The organism is Halostella limicola (assembly GCF_003675875.1).
GTDB classification, from domain to species: domain Archaea; phylum Halobacteriota; class Halobacteria; order Halobacteriales; family Natronoarchaeaceae; genus Halostella; species Halostella limicola.
The window spans coordinates 597,678-622,823 of the sequence record NZ_RCDI01000001.1 but is presented as its reverse complement, the minus strand read 5'-3'; the positions used below and the strand labels follow the sequence as shown (position 1 = coordinate 622,823).

The window sequence follows — 25,146 nt, the reverse complement described above, 5'->3', positions numbered from 1 at the left end:
GTTAGAAGAACGGGTAGACTAACGGCCCAAGACCGGACGTCTCCCCCGCGACGATAAGCGCACCGAACAGGGCGAGCATCACGATGAGCGGTCCGAGCCAGTACTTTTTCCGCTCTCGCAGGAACCCGAACACCTCACGTACCGTCGATACTTTTTTCATGGAAGCCCCTCCTCGCTAAACGACCACGGTTGACGGGCAGATACGGTATTCATATGTCTGAACTGCATCGATAGACCACTTATTGGTGTGTTTTTTAGTAATAAATAAGATAATATTACATCGTCTTTCCGGCACGCTCGTCGCCCAAGGCAATCGAGGAGTACAACGAACGGGAACGACGATAGACACCTCGGCCAAACAACGCAGCTATCAACGACCCGAGATACACTGGTGGGAGTCCGGGAGCGTGGTACAGTGCCCGAGCGAAATCGGCAATAGCGGCCGGTGACCAGATACGGTCGTTCAGTCGGAACTGTCCAGAGACTAAGTATGTTTCCGCGAGAGCACGCCGCCAAGCGTCGGGATACTCGGCGTAGAGGTTGGCGTAGGACGACAGTATCTCGTGCCGGCCCTCGATAGCGTCCCACGACGTCCCCACAGAATTCGATGAGCGTCCGCGAACGAGCAATACCTCGTCGACGTAGTCGAAGTCGGTCTGCCGGGCAAGTTCGATCTTCAGTCCGATATCGTCGGCACCATGACGGTTTGGGAACGGGAGGAGCGCTTCGAGCACGGATCGTTCCACCAACATCGTCCCCATCATCGCCGGTGAGGTCGAGAACTGGAGAGCGTCTTCGAGAACATCGCCACGGACCGTTGGGTCGGGATGAACTGTTGGTCCGTCTTCCCATCGAAGTCCGCAGTAAGCGACCCCCACGTCCGAATTCGATCGGAGTCGCGGCACCTGTGCTTCGAGTTTGCCGGGCAGGAGTCGGTCATCGTCGTCGAGGAGTTGGACGTATCGCCCTGTGGATCGCTCTATCCCGATCTCCCGGGCTGCGTACGGACCGCGGTTCTCTTCCAGCGGCACGTACGTCACGCGGTCGTCGTCTGCCACGACTGGTGCGGCGTGGGCTTCTCCGGAGTCGTCGACGACGACTATCTCTATGGGATCGTACCGCTGTGCGAAAACGCTCTCTACGGCCGCGTCGAGTTCGTCATTACGGTAGTACGTCGGGATCACAACCGAGACCGTTTCGTCGGAGTTACTGGCCACTGGAGTCGCCTCCATCGATCTGTACCGGAGTTTCGGATTCGGAGCGACGATAGGCGAGAATGCCGTCTTTCACCGCCCCGAGATATCCGGTATCAACGCTAATTGCAGTGTACACGGACACTGCGGAAACGAACAACAGTAAGTTGAGAAGACCCATATTCGGATGGCTCAGAATGAAGTAGGTCAGATTGGCCATATTCCCGTAGTTCGGTTCGCCCGACCGTTCATCGTTCAATCCGTCGATCGAGCGCTTATGTACCGCGACCATGCGGGGGTTGTAGATAAGTTGGTGGCCGTTGGCGGAAAGGCGGGTACAAAAGTCCAGCTCCTCGCAGGCTGAAGAGCCTGTACTCCCGTACCATTCATCGAATCGAGTCGATTCGAACACTTCCGCCCGAAAGGACATATTACAGCCCTGTAACGTGTCTACGAAGCGGATGGTTGAGGTCATGAACACGTGTGGTGCCCAGAGGATACCGATGGGGCTCACCTCCCCTACTTTATCGTGAAGAAACGCCATCCGGATCCCCTGCAGGAGACGGTACCTGAACGATTCGACGTTGGCCTTGTTGATTCCATCTGGGCTGTAGTTGAGGACGTATCCGCCGACGCCGGCGGCTTCGGGGAATCGTTCGTACGTCCGTCGGAGCTCTTGCGTCCAGTTCGACGGGAGAATCACGTCATCGTCCACGAACGCGACCACGTCACCGGTGGCCGCTTCTATCCCTGCGTTGCGAGCCGCTGGGAGTCCTGTTCCTTTTCCCGAGACGAGTTCAACCGACTCTAGGTCCTCGTTTGAGAGTCGCTGTTGGGTGGTATCCACGTCTCCATCGTCCACGACGATAACCTCCTCTGGCGGATCAAACTGGGAAGAGAGCGAACGGAGGCACTCGACTAAATCGTCCTGACGGTCGTACGTCGTGATGACGACGCTGAGATTCACGACTGTTCACCCCGAATTGCGGAAACGCCGTCGGCGAGAACGTCGAGTTCCCGTTCGTGACTGAGTCGACGACGAATCGCCTGTCGGCAGGCCGCTGCGAGCGACTCCGGCTTGTCTATCGGGTCTCGCTCGTCGGGATCGTGGCGCAAATCGTACAGCCGATCGTCCTGAACTGTTTTCTCGTCAGGATCCGTCCGACAAACGTACTTCCAGTCAGGGCCACGGAGGCAGAACTGTTCGGCATCGAACGTCTTCGAGAGAACTGTGCCGGGTTGGTTCACCGTTGAAAGCTGTTCAGCGCCGGTTGCAAGGTGCTGTAGTAGTTCTGGAAGTTGGGTTAGCGACACCGGCGTCGTTGTTCGCCCCGTGAGCCCGTTTCCGTGGACGATGAGCGGGACGTGGAGGTTCTCCTCGTAGAGCTGTGCATCATGACCGTAGGTGCCGTGTTCGCCGAACGCCTCGCCGTGGTCGGAGTGAACGACGACTATGGGATCCGTATCTCCCAGATCCTCCAGAAGCGACGAAAGGAAATCGTCGACCGACGCGATCGTCGCGTCGTAGAGGTCGACGAGCGTCTCCTGGTCTAGCGATGAGTGGTTTTCGTCCGCGCGCCACTTCTTCTCCATCCACAGCCGCCAGTTGTGATAGTACATCTCGAGGTGGCTGACATCCGTCTCGGCCCGATGTTCCGAATCGGCGAGGTAAGGGGTGTGCGTGTCGAGCAGGAACACCCACAGGAAGTACGGATCATCGACGTCTTCCACCCACTCGATAATGCGGTCGTAGTACTCGGTCCACTGCTTCGAAGCGCGATCGCCGCGGAGAAGCGTAATTACGTGCTTGATTTCGGAAAGGACAGGAAGATGCGCCGCCTTCCGCATCAGCGGGCCCTCGCCGTCCCCCATGAAGTCTTCGTAGTGGTCGAAGCCTCGGGCGAACCCCGTATGAGCACCAGTGTACGGATTCGTCGTGAACGCCCCCGTGGCGTACCCCTGCTCGGCGAACCATTCTGGGATGGTCGGCGCGTTCATGTTCATCCGGATGTTCCGGGTCCGTGCATCGATCGCATCTTCGTCGCCATCACTGGACTCGACGTTCGGTGAGAAGCTCGTCATGTGACGCCCCGTGAAGATGGCCGGCATCGATTCGTACGTGCTCGGTCCCGGTGCGAAGGCCTGCTCGAAGACGAATCCCTCTTCGGCCATCCGATCGAGGGTCGGCGACGTCTCTCGGTCGTACCCCCAGTAGCCGCAGTGGTCCGCACGGAGACTGTCCACGGTCACCAACACTACGTTTCGCTGGTCTCTCTCATCGTCACTCATAGTAATTCCTCCCCAATATCGCCCGCAGCGGCAGCGATCCGCTCCCGCTCCCGGAACGACTCCCTCCACTGATCGGTGAGCCGCCGTGGCGTCTCTTTGAAGCTCTCGTCAGTCACGGGATTGGTTTCTCCGGTTCCGTCCGCGAGCGCGTAGAGTTCGTCCTCGCGGCCGCCGTTGCGGATGTACTTCCACCGTCGGTCGCGCGCGGCGATGCGGTTTCCGTCGAGCGTGCGCGCAACCGCCGGGGAACCGTCAGGTATCGGCGTCGACTCTTCGACTGCGAACGTCCAGAGCAGGTCCGGTATCTCACGGAGTGAGACGGGCGCTTTCACGGTTCCCGTCGGACCGCCGTCAACGACGAACGGGACGTGTACGTTCTCCTCGTACAGGCGGGCGTGGTGGCCGTAGGTGCCGTGTTCGCCGAACGCCTCACCGTGGTCGCCGTGGACAACGATGAGCGGGTCGGTCTCGCCGAAGTCCGATCGGAGTCGAGCAAGGAAATCATCGGCGTATCGGATCGTATCGTCGTACGCTCGCACGAGCCGCTCGTGGGTCGTTTCCGAGAACGGCGGTTCGTGGTTCTGTCGCCACAACCGATAGTTGGCCTGGTACATCGCGGCGCGTGACTGCGTGCGATACTCCGACGGGACCAAGTAGGGGTCGTGCGTGTCCATCAGCAACACCCAGAGGAAGTACGGTCCCTCGACGTCCGCGACCCAGTCGCGGAGTTCGTCGTAGAACGCTTCCCAGGGCTTGAACACCTCCTCGCGTTGCACCCAGTTGAGGAGAATTCGGACTGGGAGGACGGCGGCGAGCGACGTCCCCTCAAGGGCCCCCTCGAGTATTCCTTGGTAGAGTCGCTCCCGCGATCCGCCCATGAAGTCCTCGTAGCGGTCGAACCCGGCGTCGAACCCGAAGTACCGTGACGTGTACGGGTTCGGCGAGAAGCCCGCGGTCGCGTAACCAGCGGACGAAAACCGTTCGGCGAGGGTCTCGCGGGTCTCCATGTGGCGGCGAATGGTCTCTCGCCGCTCGGTCAGCAACGACGAGTCCCCCGTCTCGGCCGGCGGCGTGGGGTACTCGCCCGTGAACGATACCGGCATCGACTCCGGTGTGCTCGGACCAGGACTAACCGCATTCGTGAACACCACCCCCTCCTCGGCCATCCGGTCGAGCGTTGGTGACGTCTCCCGGTCGTACCCCCAGTAACCGCAGTGGTCCGCCCGGAGGCTGTCTAGAGTGACGAGTATCGTGTTTCTCATCTTGCCACCTCCGCGTAGACCTCCACCATGCGGTCGGTCACCCGGTCCCACGAGAGTTCGCGTGCGCGGGCGTCGATCGCCGACTGCATCGCGGCTCGTTCGTCCGCGTCCTCGATAAGCCGCGAGAGGTGCTCCGCGAGCGTCGCCGTGTCACCCGGTGGCGTCAACAGTCCGTGGGTCCCATGGTCGATCTGCTGGGCGATACCGTCGATATCGCTTCCGACTACGGGGAGACCGGCCGCCATCGCCTCCGTGACGGCGATACTCGATCCCTCCTCGTAGGACGGAAGCACGAACAGGTCCGCCAGATCGTAGAACGCCAAGAGTTCCTCCTCAGAGACGAACCCAGTGAGCGTCACTTGGTCTTCGATCCCGGCCGCGGCGATAGCGTCACGGACCGTCTCCGTGTAGTCGGGTTCTAGGTCGGTCCGTCCGACGACGACGAACTGCACGCCGTCGTGATCATCGACGATCTCCGACGCTGCTTCGACGAGTTCATGAACGCCCTTCCGCGGCGTGACAGTGCCGACGAACAAGACGACAGGATCACCATCGATCGCGTACTCCTCGCACGTTCGCGCTCGAACCTCAGGATCAACATCTGAGAACCGCTGCACGTCGACGCCGTTCGGGACGAGCACCAACCGATCCTCGGCGACGCCGCGCTCGGCGAACGCTCGCCGTATCTTCGGGTTCAGCGCGACCGTTCGCCCGACCCGTTTCGCGAGATAGACGTCCGGTGAAAACGTCGGTTCTTCAACGCGGCTCTCGGTTTCCCCCAAGTGTGCCGTATACACCATCCCCTCCCGCATTCCGGGCGAAAGCGTCGCGACGACGTTGGCTGCGAAGGGGAGATGGACGTGGATGACATCCGGCTCGAGGTGATGCAGAAGCCGTATCGCTTGAAGAGCGAAGTTCGTCCGATCCCCCAAGAGGCGAGTAGCTCCAATCGGCGACCCAACCATCTCGTAGGGGATGTCCGTCCACGGCTCGTCGGAGCCGGTCGAGAGGTTGAGTCGGTGGAACGTTACCCCCTCGTGTTCGGCCGTCACTGGCAGGTCCTCCCACTGTCGTTCGACGACAGTCACTTCGTGTCCGCGGTCGGTGGTTCGCGACGCGAGACTCCATACGACGTCCGGTACGGAACCGCGCCCCTCGTGGACCTTCTCGTGGCCGTCGTAGAGGTGGACGACGTGAAGGCTCACCTCGAATCACTCCCTCTGTGAGCCGCGGAGATCGAGCGTTCGTCGTACTCAATGACTTCGTACATAGTGTCGAAGATACGATACCCATCTGCAGCGGTGACCGGCGGTTCGTCGCCGGTCCGCACTGCCTGGAGATAGCGGTCGAACAGGTCGGCGAATCCGAAGTAAAGATCGTCGGCGAGCAGTCGAATTCCAGATCGCGCGATGCCGAGGAGGATCTGCATCACAGCTGAAAGCGATGTCTGCAACACCTCGACCGACGAGTGGAACCGCTCTCTGCCGAACGCATACAGGATATCTCGGAAGACGTCCACGATGAGCACTTGCTCGGTACCGATCACGAACAGGTACCACTCGGAGAGTGGGGCGTTGAAATGCATCGTGAGCTGCCCCCGTCGGTCGTCTTCTCCGTCGAAGGTCGCAGAAAGTGATTTGAGTCGTTCGTCGGCCGTCTGGGACTCGACGTGCGTCGGCGTAAGCGAGCCGATGAACTCCTCCATGAGATACAGCAGGTGCGGCGACTCGTCGAAAAAGAGGTCGTAGGGGAGGTCCGCGTACCACGATGGGAGACCGCGAGCGGGCGAACTGAGCTGGAATCCCTTGACGTACTGCACCTCTCCGACGGATCCATTCTGAACCCTCGTTTTCGCCTTTTTGACCGAATCGGCGAAAAGGAAGTTGTGGACGATGCCTAACCGAGCGTTGTACCGCTCGGCCGCTTCGAGCATGGCCTCGGCGTCCGACTTCTCCACTGCGAACGGTTTCTCACAGAGGACGTGAGTGTCCGACCGTAACGCTGCGACCGTGAGATCGCGGTGGACGAAGGGCGGCGTGGCGATAGTGGTGACGTCGACATCGTCGAGGAATCGATCGAAGTCCGCGTACTCGTACGGAACGTCGAATCGGGAGGCGGCTCGTTCGGCGTTCGGCAGCTTATGGTCGTACACCGCTCGGAGCTGTGCTTGGTCGCTGTTTTTGATCGCCGGGATGTGACGCTCCGTGGCGATCGCTCCGCAGCCCGCAACGCCGACGGAGAACTTATCCATGGTTTAGCACCTCTCTGTAGGTTCGTTCGATATCTTCCGCGCGGTGCTCCCAACTGTGTCGGCGTTCCACGTATGAACGAGCGGCTTCGGCTATCTGTTCTACCCCGTCGGGATTGTGGAAGAGATGATTGACGGTGGACGCGATGGAGTCTGGATTCTGAACTTGGACGAAATGCCCTGTCTGGTCCTCCGTGAGGACTTCCTTCGCGCCGGCGACCGGCGTGACGACCGGAACCGAGTACGTCGCCATGGATTCGAGCAACGTCAGGGGCAACCCTTCCGAGTACGACGGACGGCAGAAAACATCGGCGTCCTCGTACATCCGGAGGATATCGTCAACGAAGCCGTGGATCGTCACGGAGTCGGAGACGGAGAGTGAGTCCACGAGTCGCTCTAAGTCTGGTTTGAGTGTGCCATCCCCGACGACGTGGACGTGGGCGTCGGGGTGTTCGTCCACGATATTCGGTACCGCCCGAACGAGGTCCTGCGGACCGTTGTTACGGACCAATCGTCCGACGTAGAGAAGCGTCTTATCGAACTCTGACCGCGGAACGTCGAAGCGAGACAGATCGACGGAGTTGGGTACCGTCTTCGCTTGGCCTGACCCCAAGGAGCAGGCAAGATCGGTAACTGCGTCACTGACACCGAGTACTGCATCGCTTTGGCGGGCGAGTTGTCTGGCGAACAGAGACTGGAAGACGTTCGCTGCGATCCCTCCTGCACCGTCGATGTGTTCCAGTTCCCCCAGATGCATCGTCGTCACGAGCGAGTACTCGTGGGGGAATTTGTATAGTAATCCGAGGTAAGAGGTGTAGAAGAACCTGTTGTGAACGTGAACGATATCCGGGCTGAACCGGGAGATTACACGCCTAAAGTCTCGTACGGCAGGAATCGATACGGCGCTTTGGAGACCGATAAGATCGGTCAGATCGACCTTGGAGGATCCGAACACCGCGATATCGGGGTGGCCAGATAACTCGATTGAGTCATCCGAGGAATAAAGAGTGAACACTCCGACTTCGTGGCCTCGGTCGTTCAACCGCCGTGCGAGTTCTTCAACGACCTGTTCGACCCCTCCGTCACTCGGAGGGAGGTAGTCAGTGCATAGCAAGACGCGTACGCTCTCTCGGTCCTTTTCCCGGCCACCCTCAATCGTGGATTTTTGGAGAGCTGGTGGGCTGCTCATTGCCTGATTCGGCGATGATACCCCGTCCGGCATTACTCTATGGTCTTTTCTTAATCTCAGTGCATGTAGACAAGGCCTTCCTCAGATGATTCTCCATGATATGAGTGGCCGAACTGGGTGACAGATACCTTTGATCGCAATAGCTATTTATACTGCTATCTAACATACCATCTCCCTGCTACACGTGTAATCTTAGTAACAAACCCACTATATCAAGTTATTCTATCGTTAAGAATGAAATTCGGTAGTATCAAAATCACCTGATTAACATATAACACGTACTGTATACAACATTTAAATATCATGTCTATCCCTTATGTTTCTCTGCCATAGTACGGGAAAGAGAAACAATATCAGAGGACACTATTTCCACTAGTAGAAGAGAAATCGCAGAGTACTCTTCATAGATAGCACAAAGGGGTTAGTATGAATACATGACTCTAGCATGGTCTAGACATCCGGAATCCAGATCATCGAAATCTATCTCTCAGAGAGATCCCGGCGGTGGGATTGAGAGTTCGCCCCCGGATTTCTGGCACCGAGAATTGTTTGATCAGGAATTTCTTCTAAGCTCTCTATGGCTCTAACCCGATATTATATATTACTTATATTCTCAATTCAATAACCAGCGGAACGCTACTTTTATAAAAATTCATTCATAAGGCCGTGAACTATCGTAGAGCTATAAGAGTGCTCAGGGGGAACCGATTTTCACTATGATGGGGGTGAGTGAAGCATTACAACAACTGGCTGCAGTGTGTGCTGGAATCGAAAAATCAAGTTCGGAGACGGACTTCACCACAGCGACGCTACTGGAGAACGTGGACGAAGATACCGAGACGGGGGCTGTTTCAATGGAGATGGACGTCGAAATACCGTTTCTAGAAAATTCAGACATAGATACTGAAAAAGCGGTTTCCATTGAAGACGCCCGAGTGAAAGATAATGGGGCGTTGCGCATTCAATTCCAGGCCAGAGCTTTTCCGGAGAATGGAGAGAAAGATACAATATCCCGGAGCAAGTCACCATCGGGAGTTGATCACGGGTCGAACAACGATATAGGACATGAAGAAGGGCAGCAAAAACAGGAGGCTCAAAATCCGGATCAATCTCCTACTGAGGCCGTGTCGCAAGCAAGACGTCACTCCGAACCTCCGGACACTGACGACCTCCCTCCCTATCGTGATCCCGATCGGCTACAGGAGGTCTACGAATTATACTCGTCATTTGCTGAGATGACAGACGCGCTTGATGTTGATGTGACTCCACAGACAGTCCGTCGATACATGATAAAATATGATATTCACGAGCCCTCGTCTAACACTGCTTCAAGTTCTATTAACGCCTTGCTCAATGCTGACCCTGATTCGATTCCCGTAGGCAATACGGACCAAGGGCCGGACGCCGAGAACGAGTCCGATGAGGAGTCTATCTCGGAAGTCTCCTCTACGAATGAGAGCGCTTCTGATTGAAAATCCAGGAGAGACCGTAGTGTAGAACCACTGATGGCATTTTTGTTATTATAATATTGCCAAACTTAACCCTGTAGGAAACCGGAGCTCCTCTTGGTGGTTCGCTCCTCATACCCGCAATTGTCTAATTATAGTGTTAATCGGACGAATCTTTATGGCTGGTGAATAGTGAGTTGCGCTAGCAAAGTCCGTGCCCTCACTGTCGAATAAGAGATAAAGCCAGAAGTAGGAATGAAAGGAAAACTCTCCTCCATTATCCTCAATTGTTGTCGCTGGGCCGCTAAGCGTAGTTGTGGATTTGATAGGAGGATAGTCCAATTTCCTCGGTTATACACATCAGACGATAAGTATGGCAGGTGAGCACGACGAATTGGGGTTTTTCGAGAAGACAGGAGACATCCTCGATCACGCAGTCATCACTGTTAGACAACTGTTGACCGACGATGACCTGCTTCATCACGGTAGCCTCTTAGCCGGGGCAACGGTCCTCAGTGGTGGCCTCAACTACGCGTTTCAGATCTTCATGGGACGGGCGCTCGGCCCGGGACAGTATGGCGTGTTTGGCGCGTTGTTCTCTTTGTTCTATCTTGTGAGCGTACTCGGGTCCGGTATCCGGTTCAGTGCCAGTCGGTTCACTGCGGAACTCAAGGAAGACGGTGAAGGCGTTTCGACCTTGCATCACGGGTTGGTTTTTCGATCATTCCTTGTCGGATGCGGTATCGCTGTACTGCTATCGTTCGCAAGTCCTGTGATCAGTGAGTTCCTGCAACTCTCGTCCGTTTGGCCAGTGATCACGGTCGCCGGTATGATCCCGTTCGCGTTCGGGGTCACAGCTAACATGGGCTCGTTCGAGGGGTTACAACGCTTTGCACCCCTCGGAGCGTACAACGTTCTCCGAGCCGGCACCAAACTATTCGCTGGTGCAGGACTCGTACTCCTTGGCTACGGTATCTACGGAGCGCTGGGAGCAGTAGTCATCGCTGCTGCGACCGTGTTCACGTTAACCACGCTTCACATCCGAAGGCAGTTTCCAGCCGACCAGGGCCACCTATCCCAGCTCCACCAGTTCGACTACGGCGAGGTCTATCGGTTTGTACCTCCTGCAGTTTTGGCAGGGTTTTGTATCACTGTACCGGCAAACGCAGACGTCCTTCTGGTCAGGCACTTCTTCCCGGGTGAACAAGCTGGCCTCTACACCGCCGCGTCCGTCCTCGGAAAGGTTCTCGTTTTCTTTCCAACCGGGATTAGCACCGCACTGTTCCCGAAGGTCACCAGCGATTACTCGAGCGGTAACGGCGAAGAAATGTACGGGTTGCTCCGCCGCGCGCTCCTCTACACCGCTGTTACCGCTGGTTCAGGCGCTCTGGTATTCTGGATTGTGCCGACGATAGTGCTCGAGTTGCTTTTCGGCGCGACGTATGCGGCCGCCGCGCCGTTGGTCCGCTGGTACGGGGTCGCAATCTTCGCCTTCGTCCTCGCGGTCGTCGTTCTCAACTTCCAACTCGCTCGGGACCGAATGCGGTTCGTCTACGTGTTCGCCGCGACCACGGTGATCGAGATCGGATTGATGTGGGCCGCCCACGGGTCGATGGTCCGGATTATCCAGGTGATCCTGATCGTAAACGCCGGCCTGTTCGCGTACGGCATCTCGGAGGTGAGACGATGAGTAATCGTGAACATCGGTCATCACAAAGGACCTCACCGGCGTCGCCACAACTCCACTCATCGGATGACCGTTTCACCTCCGTCCCAGGAGTCGGTAGAGCAAACGAGCTATCGGACGAGCCGAACACTGTCCAGCAGCCGCCCTTTCTGAGCGTAGTACTCCCGGCCTACAACGAAGCGCGTTCGATCAAGTCGACCCTTTCCACCGTCGACACGTTCGCCGCTAAGGTCTGTGAGGACTACGAGATCATCGTCATTGACGACGGTAGCGACGATGCTACGCGCGAGGCCGTCTATGAGGTGATGGACGATGTCCCGTCCGTTCGGATCGTCCGAAACGACGAGAACCACGGAAAGGGACACGCAGTGCGTGATGGCTGTCTGACGGCGACGGGCCGGTACGTCTTGTTCATGGATGCGGACGGCGACCTCATGCCGAAACGAACAGCGGCCTTCGTTGAGCGGGCAGAGGTGACAGGAGCGGACGTCGTAATCGGATCGAAGCGTCATCCGGAGTCGGACGTATCGTATCCGCTCAAGCGTCGCGTTCTCAGCACCGGATACTCGGCACTGATTCGGGCGCTGTTCGGGCTTCATGTAACAGATACTCAGGTCGGGATGAAACTGCTCACGAGAGAGGCGGTCGATGATGTGATGCCGTTGTTGCGCGAAGAACGCTATGCCTTCGATGTGGAACTCTTGGCGCTGCTGCATCGGCGCGGGTACACGATAGCCGAGGCGCCCGTCTCGCTCGATTTCGATGGCGACTCGAGTATCGACTGGAGTGAGGTCTGCCGGATCGGATTAGACACGCTGGCCGTATTCTGCCGATTGAAACGACGACAGTTCTCTGAGAAACTCGACCATGGAATCAGCTACGTTCAAAGACGGGTACCCACGTATCGAGAGGGACATCGATGAGGGTACTCGTCATGAACTGGCGCGATATTGAGAATCCAAACGCTGGAGGGGCGGAAATATTCACCCACGAACTGTTAAAACGCCTCGCGGAACGCGGACACGAACCGACGCTGTTCACGTCGGCGTTCGACGGCTGTGACCGTGAGGAAGTCATGGACGGCGTCAATGTTGTCCGGTCGGGTGGCAGGCTCACTGTTTATCGGAAGGCGAAAAAGTACTATCGCCGGCGTTTCCGCGGCGAGTTCGACGTGGTCGTCGACGAGATCAACACCCGCCCGTTCATGACCCCGAAGTACGTCGACGAGCCAGTTGTGGCGCTGATCCACCAACTCGCTCGTGAGATCTGGTTCTACGAGACGTCGTTTCCCGTTGACCGACTCGGTTACCACTGGCTCGAAGACCGATGGCTGCGGCGCTACACCGACGTGCCGACGTTGACGGTCTCGGAATCGACGAAGCAAGACCTGGTGAACATCCACTTCGAGGACGTGACCGTCGTCCCGCAGGGGCTCAGCTTCGAGCCGGTTGACGAACTGCCTGAGAAGGCGGACGTGCCGACGTTCTCGTTCGTCGGACGGATGAACTCGGCGAAGCGGCCGGACCACGCGGTCAAGGCGTTCGAGTACATTAAACGTCGATTCTCCGATGCGAAGTTGCACATGGTCGGCGACGGAGAGTTGCTTGATGACCTCCGGCAGGAGGCCGATGAGGGCGTGACTATCCACGGATACGCCCCAGAAGCGGAGAAACTAGAGATGATGAAACGGAGTCATGCATTGCTCGTTCCGAGCGTTCGTGAAGGATGGGGGCTGGTAGTCACGGAGGCGGCCGCGATGGGGACGCCCGCCGTCGGGTACGACGTGCCAGGACTCCGCGATTCGATCGTGGACGGCAGGACCGGACTCCTGTCGGCATCCGACCCGGGATCACTCGCCGCGTCGGCGATATCCCTATTCGACGATTACGACACCTACGCTAAGAACGCCCTCGAAAACGCCCGGGAGTACGATTGGGAGGCGACCACCGACAAAGTAGAGCACCAGCTGAGGGAGGTAGTACGGTGAACGACGAGTCGCTCGTCTCGATCGTGATCCCGACGTACAATGCCGCCGACCACCTCGACCGCTGTCTCAGATCGATTGAGACCCAGACGTACGACCGTGTCGAGACAATCGTCGTTGACGCGTACAGCGACGACGACACGGCGGACATTGCGAAGGAACACGATGCGACGGTGGTCCGATCCGACGCTGAGTTAAGCGAAGCTCGAAACGTCGGTATCGACCGTGCGTCGGGGACGTTCCTCCTTTCGGTAGACGCCGACATGGAGTTAGAGAGAGACGTCGTCGAGCAATGCATCGAAACATACGTGGCCGAAGACGGAGTGGGCGGTATCGTCGTTCCGGAACGGAGTATGGGAGATTCCTACTGGGCTCGAGTCCGCGATTTCGAGCGGAGCTTCTACAAGAGTACTGCCGTCGAGTCAGCACGGTTCTTCCCGATGGACGCAGTGCGTCACGTCGGTGGCTACGACGAAAACGTGACCTTCTTCGAGGATAGCACGCTTCCACAACGGATTGAACGAGAGACCGGACTGGATACGACGTACCGCGTCGACGATGCCGCGATACTCCATCATGAGGACGGGGTTCGCCTACCAGACTGGCTCGGGAAGAAGTATCGCTACGGGAAGACGGCACACCATTATGTTCGCAAGTACGACGATCGGGCCGGCGAACAGGTGAATCCGCTCTCCCGGTACGCAACGTTTCTCGCTGAGCATCGCTTCTACAGGAACCCGCGTCTCGCTATTGGCGTACTCGGATTGAAGACACTGGAGTACGCTGCCGCCGGAACGGGTATGCTAGTAGCGAACGCCGTAAATGACGGACAGGAGTGAAGAGGAATGAGGGAAGACCAGGCTACGGTCGGAATTATCGCCTTCGGTCCAGTAGCGAGTCGGTCGACGGGCTATCACGTCCGTACACACCATATCGCAGAACAATTGGGAGAAATATGTAAGGACGTGTTCGTGTTTGAACTCCAAGAACCGAGCGAACGCGATCAGGTTTCGGAAAACTACACGACGGTAGCACTTAATACCGATACTGGCCAAAAAGACGAGGGAGCAGGTTTTCTAGAGGAGTATCTTACCTTCGACGTCTTCGAAGCCATCACGTTCCAGCTTGAATCGATCGCCGCCCTCTGGAAGATACGATCGAAGCTAGCAGAGTGTGATATCGTACTCGTCGGGGGCGCTCTGATCCCTGCCGGGATCATCGTCTCGAAACTGGCCGGCGTAACGACCGTCCTCGATACACACTGTATCAACAAGCGCTTGGCCGACGGATTCAGAGATCGAAACTTCATTGCGTATCTTCTCCGTCGCGTTTTATGGGATGTTCTGGAACGCTTCGGAACGAAAGCAAGCGATGCAGTCATCGCTGTCTCCAACCAGGAAGCGCAATTCGTCGTCAACGACTACGGTGTGAACTCTTCGAACGTCCACGTGATTCCCAACGTGGTGGAACTGCCCGATCTGGAGACCGATACAGGCAAACTCAGGTCTCTCAGAGATCGTCTCGACCTAGAGGGAAAACGTGTCGCCACGTTCGTCGGGGCGCTGGGATCGGTACAAAATCGTGACGCCGTTCAGTTTCTCGTTGAGGAGCTCGCCCCGTGCGCAAGCGCTGCAAACCATGAGATCGTTTTCTTGGTGATCGGAGAAGGCGGTACCGAGTGGAACGAAACGCCCGATAACGTGATATTCACGGGGTATGTAGACGACCTCGGTCCGTATATGGAACTGAGTGACGTGAGTATTGCCCCGCTTCGAGTCGGTGCGGGAACGAAGACGAAGGTTCTCGAATACATGGTGTACGACAATCCGGTCCTCACGACGGAGAAAGGAGCTGAAAGCCTTCCTATCGATAGTTTATCAGGAGTAGAGGTGGTCACTCAGGAAACGTTTACAGAACAGCTGCCAGACTTTGAGGAGTTGTTCGACGACTACGAGAACGGCAATCGAGCGTTCATCGCGCAACGCTATACGCCTCAGTCGATCGAAGACGACCTGCGTGAGCTTCTCAAAATCTGTGGTGGGACTTCGAAGCTTCCGTAGAACAAAATGTCAGATTACGGTAATTCGTACTGGACGTGGCAACGAGAGGAGCAGGGGTACTCGTTCGAATCGATGAAAGATGCGAACCAGACGTTCATTGAGTACATCAAAAAACATTCGCAGTTCGAATCTCCCCGTGTATTAGATTGCGGTTGTGGGTTCGGTTACCTACAGCGACTGTTTGAACAGGAGGGATGGGCAACGGTCGGCGTGGATATTTCCAGCGTGGCGATCCGTGCTGCGAACGAATCGACCAAGGGAGACGTAGCAAGGATGGACGTAGACGGGTCGCTCGGAATCCGAGACGAATCGTTCGATATCGTCTCCATGTTCGATATCATCGAGCATGTTGAGAGTCCATATCGGACGCTGCAGGAGTTATATCGTGTTCTTCGTCCGAACGGGGTGGTGGCTATCCACTGCCCGAACGCGAATGCAATCGGGCGATTCCTGAATAGGACTACTTGGTTCGGGGATAAAGACGAAACTCATAAGTACATGTTCACCCCGTACTCGCTGAGATTTCTCACAGAGCGTACGGGGTTCGAAGTCGTGGGCTGTGCTACTCCGTTTCGTCCGCTACCGGACTGGCTTTCTCTGTGCCGTTCCGGACTCGGAGGTGCGATTATACTGATCGCGCGGAAACCAGGTAATGGCTGAACCGACGGTGATCAAAAGTCACTATACTATAGGCCGGCGTTGCTTTCGATCCTGTTAACTGTGGTGGAGTGACCGAAGTCGGGCTCTGGTGTATTTTTTGTATTGAATTCTGTGTATCTCAGATACACTTATTTCCCCTATCATCGTATCCCAACGGAACCTCATGAGGGATACGGTCGAGAGGCTAAACTATTCGGATCTCAGGGACTCTACCGAGGAGAAACTGAACTATTCGAACCTCAAGGCATACGGGATCATAGCCGGTGTTTCGTATCTCGTAACTGTCCTCATATTCAAGGATTTCCTGTTCTCATCGGGCGTAGTCAACTCCGGCGATCTGGTATGGCCCTACTTTCGCTCCCAGAGCCATGAGTACACTACGACACTACACCAGCTCCCAAATCACATTCCGCATTTCGCATTCCTGTGGTCACTTCCGGGCTCTCCGGCACTCCTGCAACGGATACTCTTCCTGACCGTGTATACCCTTATCGGGACTATCGGGGGGATCGTGGTGTACTGGTTCGTCAAAAACGAGGTGGATCAGACTACCGCTCTCCGGCTAGGGGTGATGGGTGGTCTCCTTTACCTGTTGAATCCGATAAACGTGTTCCAAGCAAGCCAGATATTTCTCTTGATGGGGTATGCCGTCTTTCCGCTGGTGATTTACACGATTTACTCGGCTTACGAGTCTTCGCAACAGGACCCACTGAAATACGGGATTCTGTTAGGAATGGCCGTAACGGCCACCTCGGGAGACCCGAGGTGGCCAGTTTGGAGTTTCCTCTCTATCGGAGTTCTCTTCGGAGTACTCTCACTCGTTGGAGATCGTTCGAACGAACAGTTACTTCATTCGCTGAAGGTCATCGGTGTAGCTGGTGTTTCTTTCCTAGCTCTCAGTGCGTTCTGGCTCGTGCCTCTCTTCCATCCTGATGGCTGGACCGCAGTGAACCCCCTAACGAAACAAAACCCTCCCACGAGGCATCTAATTGACATGTTGAATGGCGACTCCACGTGGGTAAACGCGTTGAGATTTCACGCCGATTGGTGGCCACCACTTCGAGAGGGGTTTACACCAAACACGATGCCGTGGCGAAGACTGTGGTTCGCGAGCGGACTAGTTCTTCCTATCGTCGCCCTGGGTTCGTTATTCCATCATCGGAAACGCGCGCTCCCTGTCGCCGTTCTTTACGTGATTCTGATCTTCGTTGCGACGGCTCCAACCTCCTCGCTTGAAGTCGTTCGAGAAATGTACGATTTCTTCGTCTTCAACGCCCCCTTCGGTACGGCATTCCGAACTGCTTTCAAGTGGCTTCTGCCAGCGAGTTTCCCGCTGGTGTTATTGGCATCAATGGCCGTGGGGGGACTGGTTTCGTCCAGTCGTCGCTATTCGAAGGTAATCGGATTCGCCCTGATTGGACTCTTAGTCGTGTCCGCGGCCACCAACTCCTGGCTACTTTTCACTACGGACATGAGGGATGGAGTTCGATCGGGGTTTACTACTCGTCCACTCCCAGAAGATGAGCACCAGACGTACCGAGATATCCAAAACAACCTCGGAGAACACGCCGTGTTCGCCATACCTCGGGAACCACAATACGGCCTACCGATGAGGACGGTCGGAAGGGATTCATTTAGAGATAGCTTGGCTATCGCTACTGATGGCAACGATACTACTACCCGAAATGCGATTTTACGCCAGATATCGGTGCGATATTTGATCGACTATGGCGGTCAACGTCAAAGAGAAGTGACCAGAATACGGAATGCACGACGAACTGCCTATATTCCAGATGTCGTTATTTCGGGAGATCTGGCCGATAGCTTCCCTATTCAACGGTCTGTCGGACTCGAGAACACAAGTATCGTCACGGGCCAGCGGGCTTCTACTGTGGAGTATCAGATCGTCTCCTCAGTGAGAGACGGGGCATTCGACGGGGGAGACGTCATTCACCCATCGGAATACACGTATAACGCAGATCCGAACTCTGGATGGGCGCGGACGACTCTCTCGTCTCGATATGTCGTGAACAACCTGAACACAGATCAGTTGGCGAGACTACAATCCGGCCAGAGTATGGTCGTTACAACGGCGAACGGCTCAATGGACATCCCGTTCCGCGTCGACGAGAATGGAAGTTACAAACTGCTCGCTAGGTATTTTGAGGGGCGAGAAGGTGGTGCAGTTCGAGTACTCGTGGATGGCCAGTCGGTGACTCTGGACACAGAAGACCGACTGAATCGGTTCGTGGAGAACGAAGTGGGGACGTTCGAACTCGAGGAAGGTCGCCACACGTTGACGCTCGAGAACGTGAACGGAGAGAACGCGATTCCCGCGTTCTCAGTACTGAGCGAGGAGCGATACGAAGAGGTACACAGAACGCGGGAGCGAACACTGGCGAACAAGACGTTGATCCACTTGCTCGAAGCCAATTCGGATCTCTATATTGATTCTCCTCGAAATGAGCAAGGAAGTAATGCCACCAACGGCACGCTCGTCGAAATGAGGAACGGTAGTCGAGCGTATACTACGATAGAAACCCAGGTGGACGGTTCCTATCGACCCGCCATACGCGGTGCCGGTAACTTCACCGTCCGGGTCGATAATCGCACGTACAGGGTCGAAAGCGACGACCTGCGACTCACACATCTCGAGTCAGTCGATCTCTCTGTCGGTCAGCACAACATCAGTGTTATCTCGCACGGACGTAGCTCTCTCGATACCGTTTGGCTTTACATGTCTCAGGAGAACGAGACGCTGTCCGAAACCCTCTCCCATGAGGAAACGAATGCGCAGGTCGAATCCTTCGAACGGGGTAGTTCGACGAAATACAGAGTTCAGGTCAATGCGAGCGAGCCATACACGCTCTCATTCGCCGAAGATTACGGCCCCCTCTGGATCGCCGAAGTACGGTCCTCAAATGGGACAGAACGATACGGCCCTGTTCCGCTTTTCTCGGCGGTCAACGGTTTCCACATCAACGAAACGGGAGAACATACAGTGATCATTCGATATCGGCCGCAACGGTGGTTTTACCAGGGGATTATTATCTCAGCTATTGCATTGGTTACATGTATAGGGTATCTTGTCTACAACCGAAGAGAAGATCAGAGATGACGGGAAATATAATACAAATTGCTATATTATTTATTATTAATAAGTAATGTGTGAATAAATAATAATTATATTTAGGGCTTTCACCTCAGGTAATTTTTGTAACACATAATTAACTTATACCCCTTTCCTTTTATAGCATTCGACCACACAATGTAGGAATTGACGGAGGAAGAGAAGTGTCAAATTCACTCGTCTCGGTTGTGATTCCGACTTACTACCGGAATGATCGGCTAAGGGAGGCAATAAAGAGCGCACAATCACAGACGTATAATCCAGTAGAAATCATTGTTGTTGATGGTTCGGAAGAGGAGCGTAATGCTGAATCTGTCGCCAAAGAGATGGGTGTCGAATACATCTGTCCAAAAGAGGACCGTGGGGCTCACGCTGCACGGAGTCTTGGAGCGAAAAAGGCGAAAGGGGAGTATGTGAACTTCCTTGATGACGATGATCGCCTTGTTCCGGTGAAGATTGAGAAGCAAGTACCCGTTGCGGAGGAAAGTAACGAAGTCGGGGTGGTTTATTCTGGAATCCAGTGGGAAAACGATCATCCTGTTTTACCAGATCCGGACGTGAGTGGGGACGTCCTGAAATATGCCTTAATGTTCCAAATGACGCCCAGTAGTCCGTCGACGATGTTGATCGATGCAGACGTGTTGGAAGACATTCTTCCGTTCGAAAACCTCCACGGTGCAGACGATATGGGTATGAAAATTGAATTAGCGAAACGGTCTTATTTTGAATTCGTAGACGATCCCCTCGTACGAAAGGGCCACTCAGAAGAGTCGCTCGGTGGGTCGGAGGAAAACATCGACGGACGGCTAAAACTCTTGGAGCAATACGCACAACTGTACAAACAATTCCCAGATTCGGTTCGGCGTACGGCACTTGCACATACTTATCTGCTTGACGCCGAGTTGACCCTAAATAATCAGGTTATGTCACTTCATGCGATACAACGAGCGATGCAAGCTTGCTACGTGGTTCCCGGATGGCCTCTCTCCTTCGTTGGGTTCCTATTCGCGTCCCTGTTTGGCCGGCCTGGGCGAGACCTTGGAAAGGTAGTTTATTCACAGTTAGTGTTAGGGGACAAGCACAGAGGGAAGCTCACCTAATTCAGGATCTCCTTGAATAGCGGGTTGGATTTTAACGTCCATAGAAATATTACGACAGTCGCCGGTATTCCATCAATAGGAATCAAATATGAATAACCGAAATATCATTGTCATCTGTCTTGACACTGTCCGGAAGGACTATTTTGATGAGCACGCCGACCGGCTAGTTTCGAAATCAGACATCATATTTTCCCAGTGTCGGGCCCCCAGTTCTTGGACTGTCCCTAGTCATGCAAGTTTCTTTACTGGCCAGCTTCCCCATGAACATGGCTGCCACGCATACGATACTTCATTTCAGAATCTCTCTACAGAAGATACCTTTCTTTCCTCTCTTAAACACCGTACTATTGGTGTAAGTGCCAATCCGTATTTTAGTTCTTCATTCGGTGCAGCCTCTCTTTTTGACGAGTTTGTAGATATTGCGCCAAGCGTCGTCTTTTCAGAAGGAATATACCTAAAGGATTTTAGTTCTGATAAACAAGGATACTCAGCTTATGCAGATTATGTTTTCCAAGCCCTTGATCATGAACACTCATGGAAGAGCTTGGCCAACGGGGTTAGCCACTTTTTGAGCCAAGCAAAGCCTGACTGGATCCCTCGTCGAAGTGATGATGGTGGACGGGCCGTCAAACGCGCAGCTGTCCAGTCGATAGATAGCTCCGAAGAGCCATACTTCCTTTTTCTCAATTTCATGGACGCTCATGCACCGTTTTCCTCCACTCTTCTCTATGACCGAGCCTACAGAACTGTCCCGTGGGGATGGTCATCCCAAGATATCGATTTCTGGGGCGTGAATACTGGTGACGTGGACACGTATAAGGAGGATATCAACCACTACCGGCAGCTATACAGCGCATCAATTGCGTACCTTGATCGGTTGGTCACTAACCTTGTCGACATGCTGACCGAGAAATCTTCTCGAGAAACCACCGTGGTTATCACTGCAGATCACGGTGAGAACCTCGTTTATCCCGAGGATGACAACCTCATTGAACACAAAGGGAGTCTTTCCGAAGGACTTCTCCATGTCCCTCTTACCATTATTAATCCACCAAGTTCATTTGACCCACCACAGAATGAGCTTTTTTCGCTTTTAGATCTCGGCCCTCTTGTTAGTCAGTTATTGGGAATTAAAAAGGAGTTTAAATATATAGAGTACATTCCGAGTGAACTCATAGGACTCGGGAGTACCGACCCCCATATATCAAATTCAGAATTTGTATACTTTGATCGATCTATTCGTTGCTGCTATAAGGAAAAATATAAATACATATGGGATTCACAAGGGAACCGGTACTTGGATCTGATTGATCCGACGCGGCCAAACTGGCGCCATAGGGATGCCCTCAACGTTGAAATCCCAGAGTGGGCCAAAGAACCCTTTGTTGATGGCATTGAATTACATGAAGTCGACTCTAGACAAGCTGACCATAGAGAAATGACAAAGGAAATGACTGATAGACTTCAAAACCTCGGATACCTCTGAAATCACTAAAGTGGTGGAAGGTGTCAATTTTCTTTATTACTGTTATTACAATGCTATTTTCGTAAAGCTGGTTCTAAAGCAGTCATTATAGTAATATGATAGGCGGGGAACGGGATTGGGAAAATGATTGAGTTATTTCTGGATGGAATAGGTGCATCTGTGCCGATTGATAAAGTAGGTAAAGAAGGATAATATTGAGCGGTGGATATGGCGGTTAGATAGCTTCAAGTCGTTTGATACCCCACGACAGTCTCAGAATTTTCGTCAAATACACATTGCTAACGTAGTTCTCCTTCAAGCTTATCTGCTAACCGTAAGGCAAGTGCTGCGATAGTGAGCGTTGGCTGCAAGGCGCCAGACGTCACGAAGACGCTACTCGAAGCGATATATAGGTTTTCTATCTCGTGAGTTCGGCAGTCAGGATCCACGACACCCGCTTCAGGATCTTCGCTCATCCGCGTCGTACCCATATGGTGGCCGATACCCTTCCAGTTCCGATATCGAGTTCGGGATAACACGTCAGCGTCGAGCGCGTCGAGGATATCGTCCATTACCTCGAATGCCCGGTCCATCGTCTCCTTCGCGAACGACGATGGAGTCCACGAGACGTTCGGCACGGGGTTACCGTGGTCGTCCGTTCGAGAGCTGTCGAGGGTGATCTGATTTTCCCGCCTGGGAATCCCCTCGACGGCCGCACTAAGACCAATGTGATTCCCGTATGCCGATTGAATCGTGTCAAGGAGGTCGTCTCCCCATTCATCGCCAACGAAAGCGGCCTCACCAACGTCGCTCCATTTGTCAGCGTCAAAGGGATCACCGAACGCTGATTGAAGAGAGTAAAGGATGTTCTGCTGGGTGAGCGCGACGTCCGAGGGCCGGGGACCGCGGATGTTCTTGAACTCGATCTTAAAACTACCCGGGGGCGGGCTTGCGTCTTCGTCGTAGTCGTAGAACTGATGGGTCGAACTCGTGCCGAAGCCGATGAGGTGCTGGCGCGTCGGTTTGTCGATGCGGGCTGTGACGCCGCAGGTCGGGCGTTCCATGAAATACTTGCCGACGAGTCCGCTGGAGTTCGCCAGGCCGTCTGGATACTCGTCCGAGCGCGATAGCAAGAGGAGTCGCGGAATCTCGACCCCGCCGGCGGCGAGGACGAACGTCTCGGCGGATTGGATGTATGTCTCACCGGTGGGTGTCGCATAGACCGCCCGTTCGATCCGTTCACCCGTAGCATCGTGTTTGAGTCGCTGGACGGCCGCACGGTCGATCACCGTCGCACCAGCGGCCTCGGCCTTCGCAATGTGGTGATCTGCGCTATATTTCGCCCCGGACGGGCAGACGGGCGAGCAAGTTCCATAGCCTTGGCAGGCACTGCGTCCGTCGTAGGACTCTGAGTTGATCGCGAACAGCGTCCGGTGCATCGTGATATCGAGGGACTCGCAGGCCTCGGCAAACAGCGAGTCTGCGTAGCTCGGTGCGAAGGCATCCATCGGAGGGGGGTTTTCTCGGGGTGGGGAAAATGGATTGTCGGCCGGACCTGCGACGCCTAGGGCCCGCTCTGCCTCTGCGTAGTACGGTTGAAGATCGTCGTAGGAAATCGGCCAATCAGTGGCGAGCCCATACCGCGACCCCATCTCGAAATCCTTCTCGTGAAAGCGACTGAGTCGGGCGCCCCACGCGAGTGAGGAGCCACCGATGCCCTTCACTCGACGCGTGTTTAGCGGATAGACGACCTCGCCCGAGTTCGTGTATCGGTCACGGTCCCCTCCCATCTCCCAGACGTCGGTGGGCGGATGAGCCGGTCTGAGGGCTTTCTCCATCCGTTCGAGTCGCTCGTCGAAGTCGAACCGCGGGCCGGCCTCCAGGACGACGACATCGATCCCGGCCGTCGCGAGTCGGTGAGCGAGTAATGCCCCTGCGGGACCGGCGCCGACAATACAGACGTCGGGGTCAGAAACGGGTGTTCGATCCACGTCGTCCGGACCGGTCACGCGTCGGGCCCTCGCTGGTAAGCGTCCGTTCCGCCCGGGTAGCCGTCCGGGTTCTCGTACCCGACGAGGCGGCCCCCCACGGGCGTCGTGTAGAGCGCATACAGCAGGTCGTTGACGACATAGTACCGGACCTGTTCCGGGATCGTCCCATCGGGGACGGGATACGCCGTGGCGACGCCCATCGCGCGGAGCAGGCCGTCCACATTCGATTCGGAGAGGGCTGTCACTGATTGTCCGTGGCGGCGCTGGCTCGCCGACTCAATTTCAGTGAGTGCGTCGACGACTCCTTGACGGTAGGACTCGCGGTCGGTGATACGGCCGAGGACGTACGTCTCGACGAACTCCTGCGTCGCGTCTACTGCAGAGGGATAGAGCACTGCCGCGACGGCCTGGAGTCGATCGACGTGGACATCCTCGATGGAGGCATCGGCAGGTTGGTTAAGGAGATCTGCCCCGCCTCCGACTACAGCCGTTGCCCCTGTTCCTCCGAAGAGGGCGATGAGCGCATCCCGGCGGGTCAATTCCATCGCTCCGGATATCATGACGGACCTACAAAACCTTATGGCGTTTTGAACAAGTCACGAGCGACGAACCGACCCCACGGCAAGGGTGAGGAGGGTAAATCCAAGGAGCCCAAGGAGGAACTGCGCGTTACGCCCGGCAGGTCCAACGAGGTCGACGATAGTTAGCGCGGTCCACCCGAACCGGTTCGCGAGGATCTGCGGATATTCGAGCTGGAGGGGCTGGAACGCAACGCTCAGGAGCGTTCCGAATACCCCCCACAGGGCAGGCACCACTGCGACCGTGATCGCCCATCGCTTGGGAAATACCGGTTCGGAACTCGGGCTGGCTGTCCGAACGAGCGAGCCAATTCCGGACAAATACCGGACGATCGGTAACGCGGCGAGTCCGACAGCGACTCCTCCGACTGTGCCGCCGAGTGAGTTAAGGAACACGGTGGCGAATGGTGCCCGGACGAGAAGATCCGCTCCCCACGCCTCGACGGTCGAAGCGGTGAGGACGGCAGGCGTGGCGGCCACAACAAACTGTACGAAGTCCCAACGTCCGCGCTCGAGCGGTATGTGATTGTCGAGCGTATTCCAGTATGCAACGGCCACGAATACGAGGAGGAACGCGGCTGCGTAGCCGAAGGCGCTGTGAAGACCGAAGGTGCCAGTGAGGAGATCAGTGAAGACGTATCCGAGACCGGCGCCGATCGCCACCGTCGGGCCGAACACGACCCCCAGTGCCAGTACAAATCCCGTTGAAGCATCGAGCGGAATGCCCACAGTGAGCGCTGCACGGTTGATGAGAAGTGTCCCGACGAGATACATCGTGGTGGAGATAGCCACGAGTCGGAGTCGTTGCGACTGACGCCAATGGTCGACTGTGCTCCGGACGGTCTGAGTGTCCAGTCCCATG

Annotated in this window: 21 protein-coding genes; 10 read left to right on the top strand and 11 right to left on the bottom strand. The window is 55.6% G+C overall.

The window, feature by feature from the left end:
- Position 1 precedes the first annotated feature (1 nt).
- The 8 genes from D8670_RS20705 to D8670_RS04085 all read right to left on the bottom strand — a co-directional run bounded on the left by D8670_RS20705 (position 2) and on the right by D8670_RS04085 (position 8,181).
- The gene (locus D8670_RS20705; RefSeq protein ID WP_162994173.1) at positions 2–160 is read right to left on the bottom strand and encodes a DUF5989 family protein; all 159 of its coding nucleotides are present in this window, start codon (positions 158–160) and stop codon (positions 2–4) included.
- A 115-nt stretch (positions 161–275) separates the two neighbouring features.
- Complete coding sequence (locus D8670_RS04115) at positions 276–1,217, bottom strand: glycosyltransferase family 2 protein (RefSeq protein ID WP_233752189.1); 942 nt, start codon at positions 1,215–1,217, stop codon at positions 276–278.
- A complete protein-coding gene (locus D8670_RS04110) occupies positions 1,207–2,160 on the bottom strand; it encodes a glycosyltransferase family 2 protein (protein ID WP_121816820.1) in 954 nt (317 codons plus the stop codon). Before D8670_RS04110 ends, D8670_RS04115 begins: the two co-directional genes overlap by 11 nt.
- Entirely contained in the window at positions 2,157–3,482 is a 1,326-nt protein-coding gene (locus D8670_RS04105; protein ID WP_121816819.1) for a sulfatase, read from the bottom strand. The genes D8670_RS04110 and D8670_RS04105 overlap by 4 nt, the downstream gene beginning before the upstream one ends.
- Positions 3,479–4,744, bottom strand: coding sequence for a sulfatase (locus tag D8670_RS04100; protein WP_121816818.1), 1,266 nt, complete (start codon positions 4,742–4,744; stop codon positions 3,479–3,481). Before D8670_RS04100 ends, D8670_RS04105 begins: the two co-directional genes overlap by 4 nt.
- The gene (locus D8670_RS04095) at positions 4,741–5,949 is read right to left on the bottom strand and encodes a glycosyltransferase family 4 protein (protein ID WP_121816817.1); all 1,209 of its coding nucleotides are present in this window, start codon (positions 5,947–5,949) and stop codon (positions 4,741–4,743) included. Before D8670_RS04095 ends, D8670_RS04100 begins: the two co-directional genes overlap by 4 nt.
- Positions 5,946–6,995 carry a Gfo/Idh/MocA family protein gene (locus tag D8670_RS04090; RefSeq protein ID WP_121816816.1) on the bottom strand — a complete coding sequence of 350 codons (1,050 nt, stop codon included), beginning with the start codon at positions 6,993–6,995 and terminating at the stop codon, positions 5,946–5,948. The genes D8670_RS04095 and D8670_RS04090 overlap by 4 nt, the downstream gene beginning before the upstream one ends.
- A complete protein-coding gene (locus D8670_RS04085; RefSeq protein WP_162994172.1) occupies positions 6,988–8,181 on the bottom strand; it encodes a glycosyltransferase family 4 protein in 1,194 nt (397 codons plus the stop codon). The genes D8670_RS04090 and D8670_RS04085 overlap by 8 nt, the downstream gene beginning before the upstream one ends.
- Before the next feature lie 716 nt (positions 8,182–8,897).
- On the opposite strand from D8670_RS04085, the gene D8670_RS20700 reads away from it, so the two are divergent.
- From D8670_RS20700 to D8670_RS04040, 10 genes are all read left to right on the top strand, one after another.
- Complete coding sequence (locus D8670_RS20700; RefSeq protein ID WP_162994171.1) at positions 8,898–9,653, top strand: DUF8073 domain-containing protein; 756 nt, start codon at positions 8,898–8,900, stop codon at positions 9,651–9,653.
- Between the two features lie 349 nt (positions 9,654–10,002).
- Positions 10,003–11,319: a lipopolysaccharide biosynthesis protein gene (locus D8670_RS04080; protein WP_121816814.1), complete on the top strand. Its 1,317-nt coding sequence runs from the start codon at positions 10,003–10,005 to the stop codon at positions 11,317–11,319.
- Positions 11,316–12,239 carry a glycosyltransferase gene (locus D8670_RS04075; protein WP_121816813.1) on the top strand — a complete coding sequence of 308 codons (924 nt, stop codon included), beginning with the start codon at positions 11,316–11,318 and terminating at the stop codon, positions 12,237–12,239. Before D8670_RS04080 ends, D8670_RS04075 begins: the two co-directional genes overlap by 4 nt.
- Positions 12,236–13,303 carry a glycosyltransferase family 4 protein gene (locus D8670_RS04070; protein WP_121816812.1) on the top strand — a complete coding sequence of 356 codons (1,068 nt, stop codon included), beginning with the start codon at positions 12,236–12,238 and terminating at the stop codon, positions 13,301–13,303. The genes D8670_RS04075 and D8670_RS04070 overlap by 4 nt, the downstream gene beginning before the upstream one ends.
- Positions 13,300–14,139, top strand: coding sequence for a glycosyltransferase family 2 protein (locus D8670_RS04065; protein WP_162994170.1), 840 nt, complete (start codon positions 13,300–13,302; stop codon positions 14,137–14,139). Before D8670_RS04070 ends, D8670_RS04065 begins: the two co-directional genes overlap by 4 nt.
- 6 nt (positions 14,140–14,145) lie before the next feature.
- A complete protein-coding gene (locus tag D8670_RS04060; protein ID WP_121816810.1) occupies positions 14,146–15,360 on the top strand; it encodes a glycosyltransferase in 1,215 nt (404 codons plus the stop codon).
- A gap of 6 nt (positions 15,361–15,366) precedes the next feature.
- Positions 15,367–16,020: a class I SAM-dependent methyltransferase gene (locus D8670_RS04055; protein WP_121816809.1), complete on the top strand. Its 654-nt coding sequence runs from the start codon at positions 15,367–15,369 to the stop codon at positions 16,018–16,020.
- A 163-nt stretch (positions 16,021–16,183) separates the two neighbouring features.
- Entirely contained in the window at positions 16,184–19,138 is a 2,955-nt protein-coding gene (locus tag D8670_RS20695) for a hypothetical protein (RefSeq protein WP_162994168.1), read from the top strand.
- A gap of 176 nt (positions 19,139–19,314) precedes the next feature.
- Positions 19,315–20,250: a glycosyltransferase family 2 protein gene (locus tag D8670_RS04045; protein WP_162994167.1), complete on the top strand. Its 936-nt coding sequence runs from the start codon at positions 19,315–19,317 to the stop codon at positions 20,248–20,250.
- Between the two features lie 88 nt (positions 20,251–20,338).
- Positions 20,339–21,736 carry a sulfatase-like hydrolase/transferase gene (locus D8670_RS04040; protein WP_121816806.1) on the top strand — a complete coding sequence of 466 codons (1,398 nt, stop codon included), beginning with the start codon at positions 20,339–20,341 and terminating at the stop codon, positions 21,734–21,736.
- Positions 21,737–22,014: 278 nt separating this feature from the next.
- Here D8670_RS04040 and D8670_RS04035 read toward each other — a convergent pair whose 3' ends face one another.
- From D8670_RS04035 to D8670_RS04025, 3 genes are read right to left on the bottom strand one after another with little or no spacing between them, the layout of a single operon-like run.
- Entirely contained in the window at positions 22,015–23,724 is a 1,710-nt protein-coding gene (locus D8670_RS04035; protein WP_121816805.1) for a GMC family oxidoreductase, read from the bottom strand.
- Complete coding sequence (locus D8670_RS04030) at positions 23,721–24,251, bottom strand: gluconate 2-dehydrogenase subunit 3 family protein (protein WP_121816804.1); 531 nt, start codon at positions 24,249–24,251, stop codon at positions 23,721–23,723. Before D8670_RS04030 ends, D8670_RS04035 begins: the two co-directional genes overlap by 4 nt.
- 51 nt (positions 24,252–24,302) lie before the next feature.
- The gene (locus D8670_RS04025) at positions 24,303–25,145 is read right to left on the bottom strand and encodes a hypothetical protein (protein ID WP_121816803.1); all 843 of its coding nucleotides are present in this window, start codon (positions 25,143–25,145) and stop codon (positions 24,303–24,305) included.
- Position 25,146 lies beyond the last annotated feature (1 nt).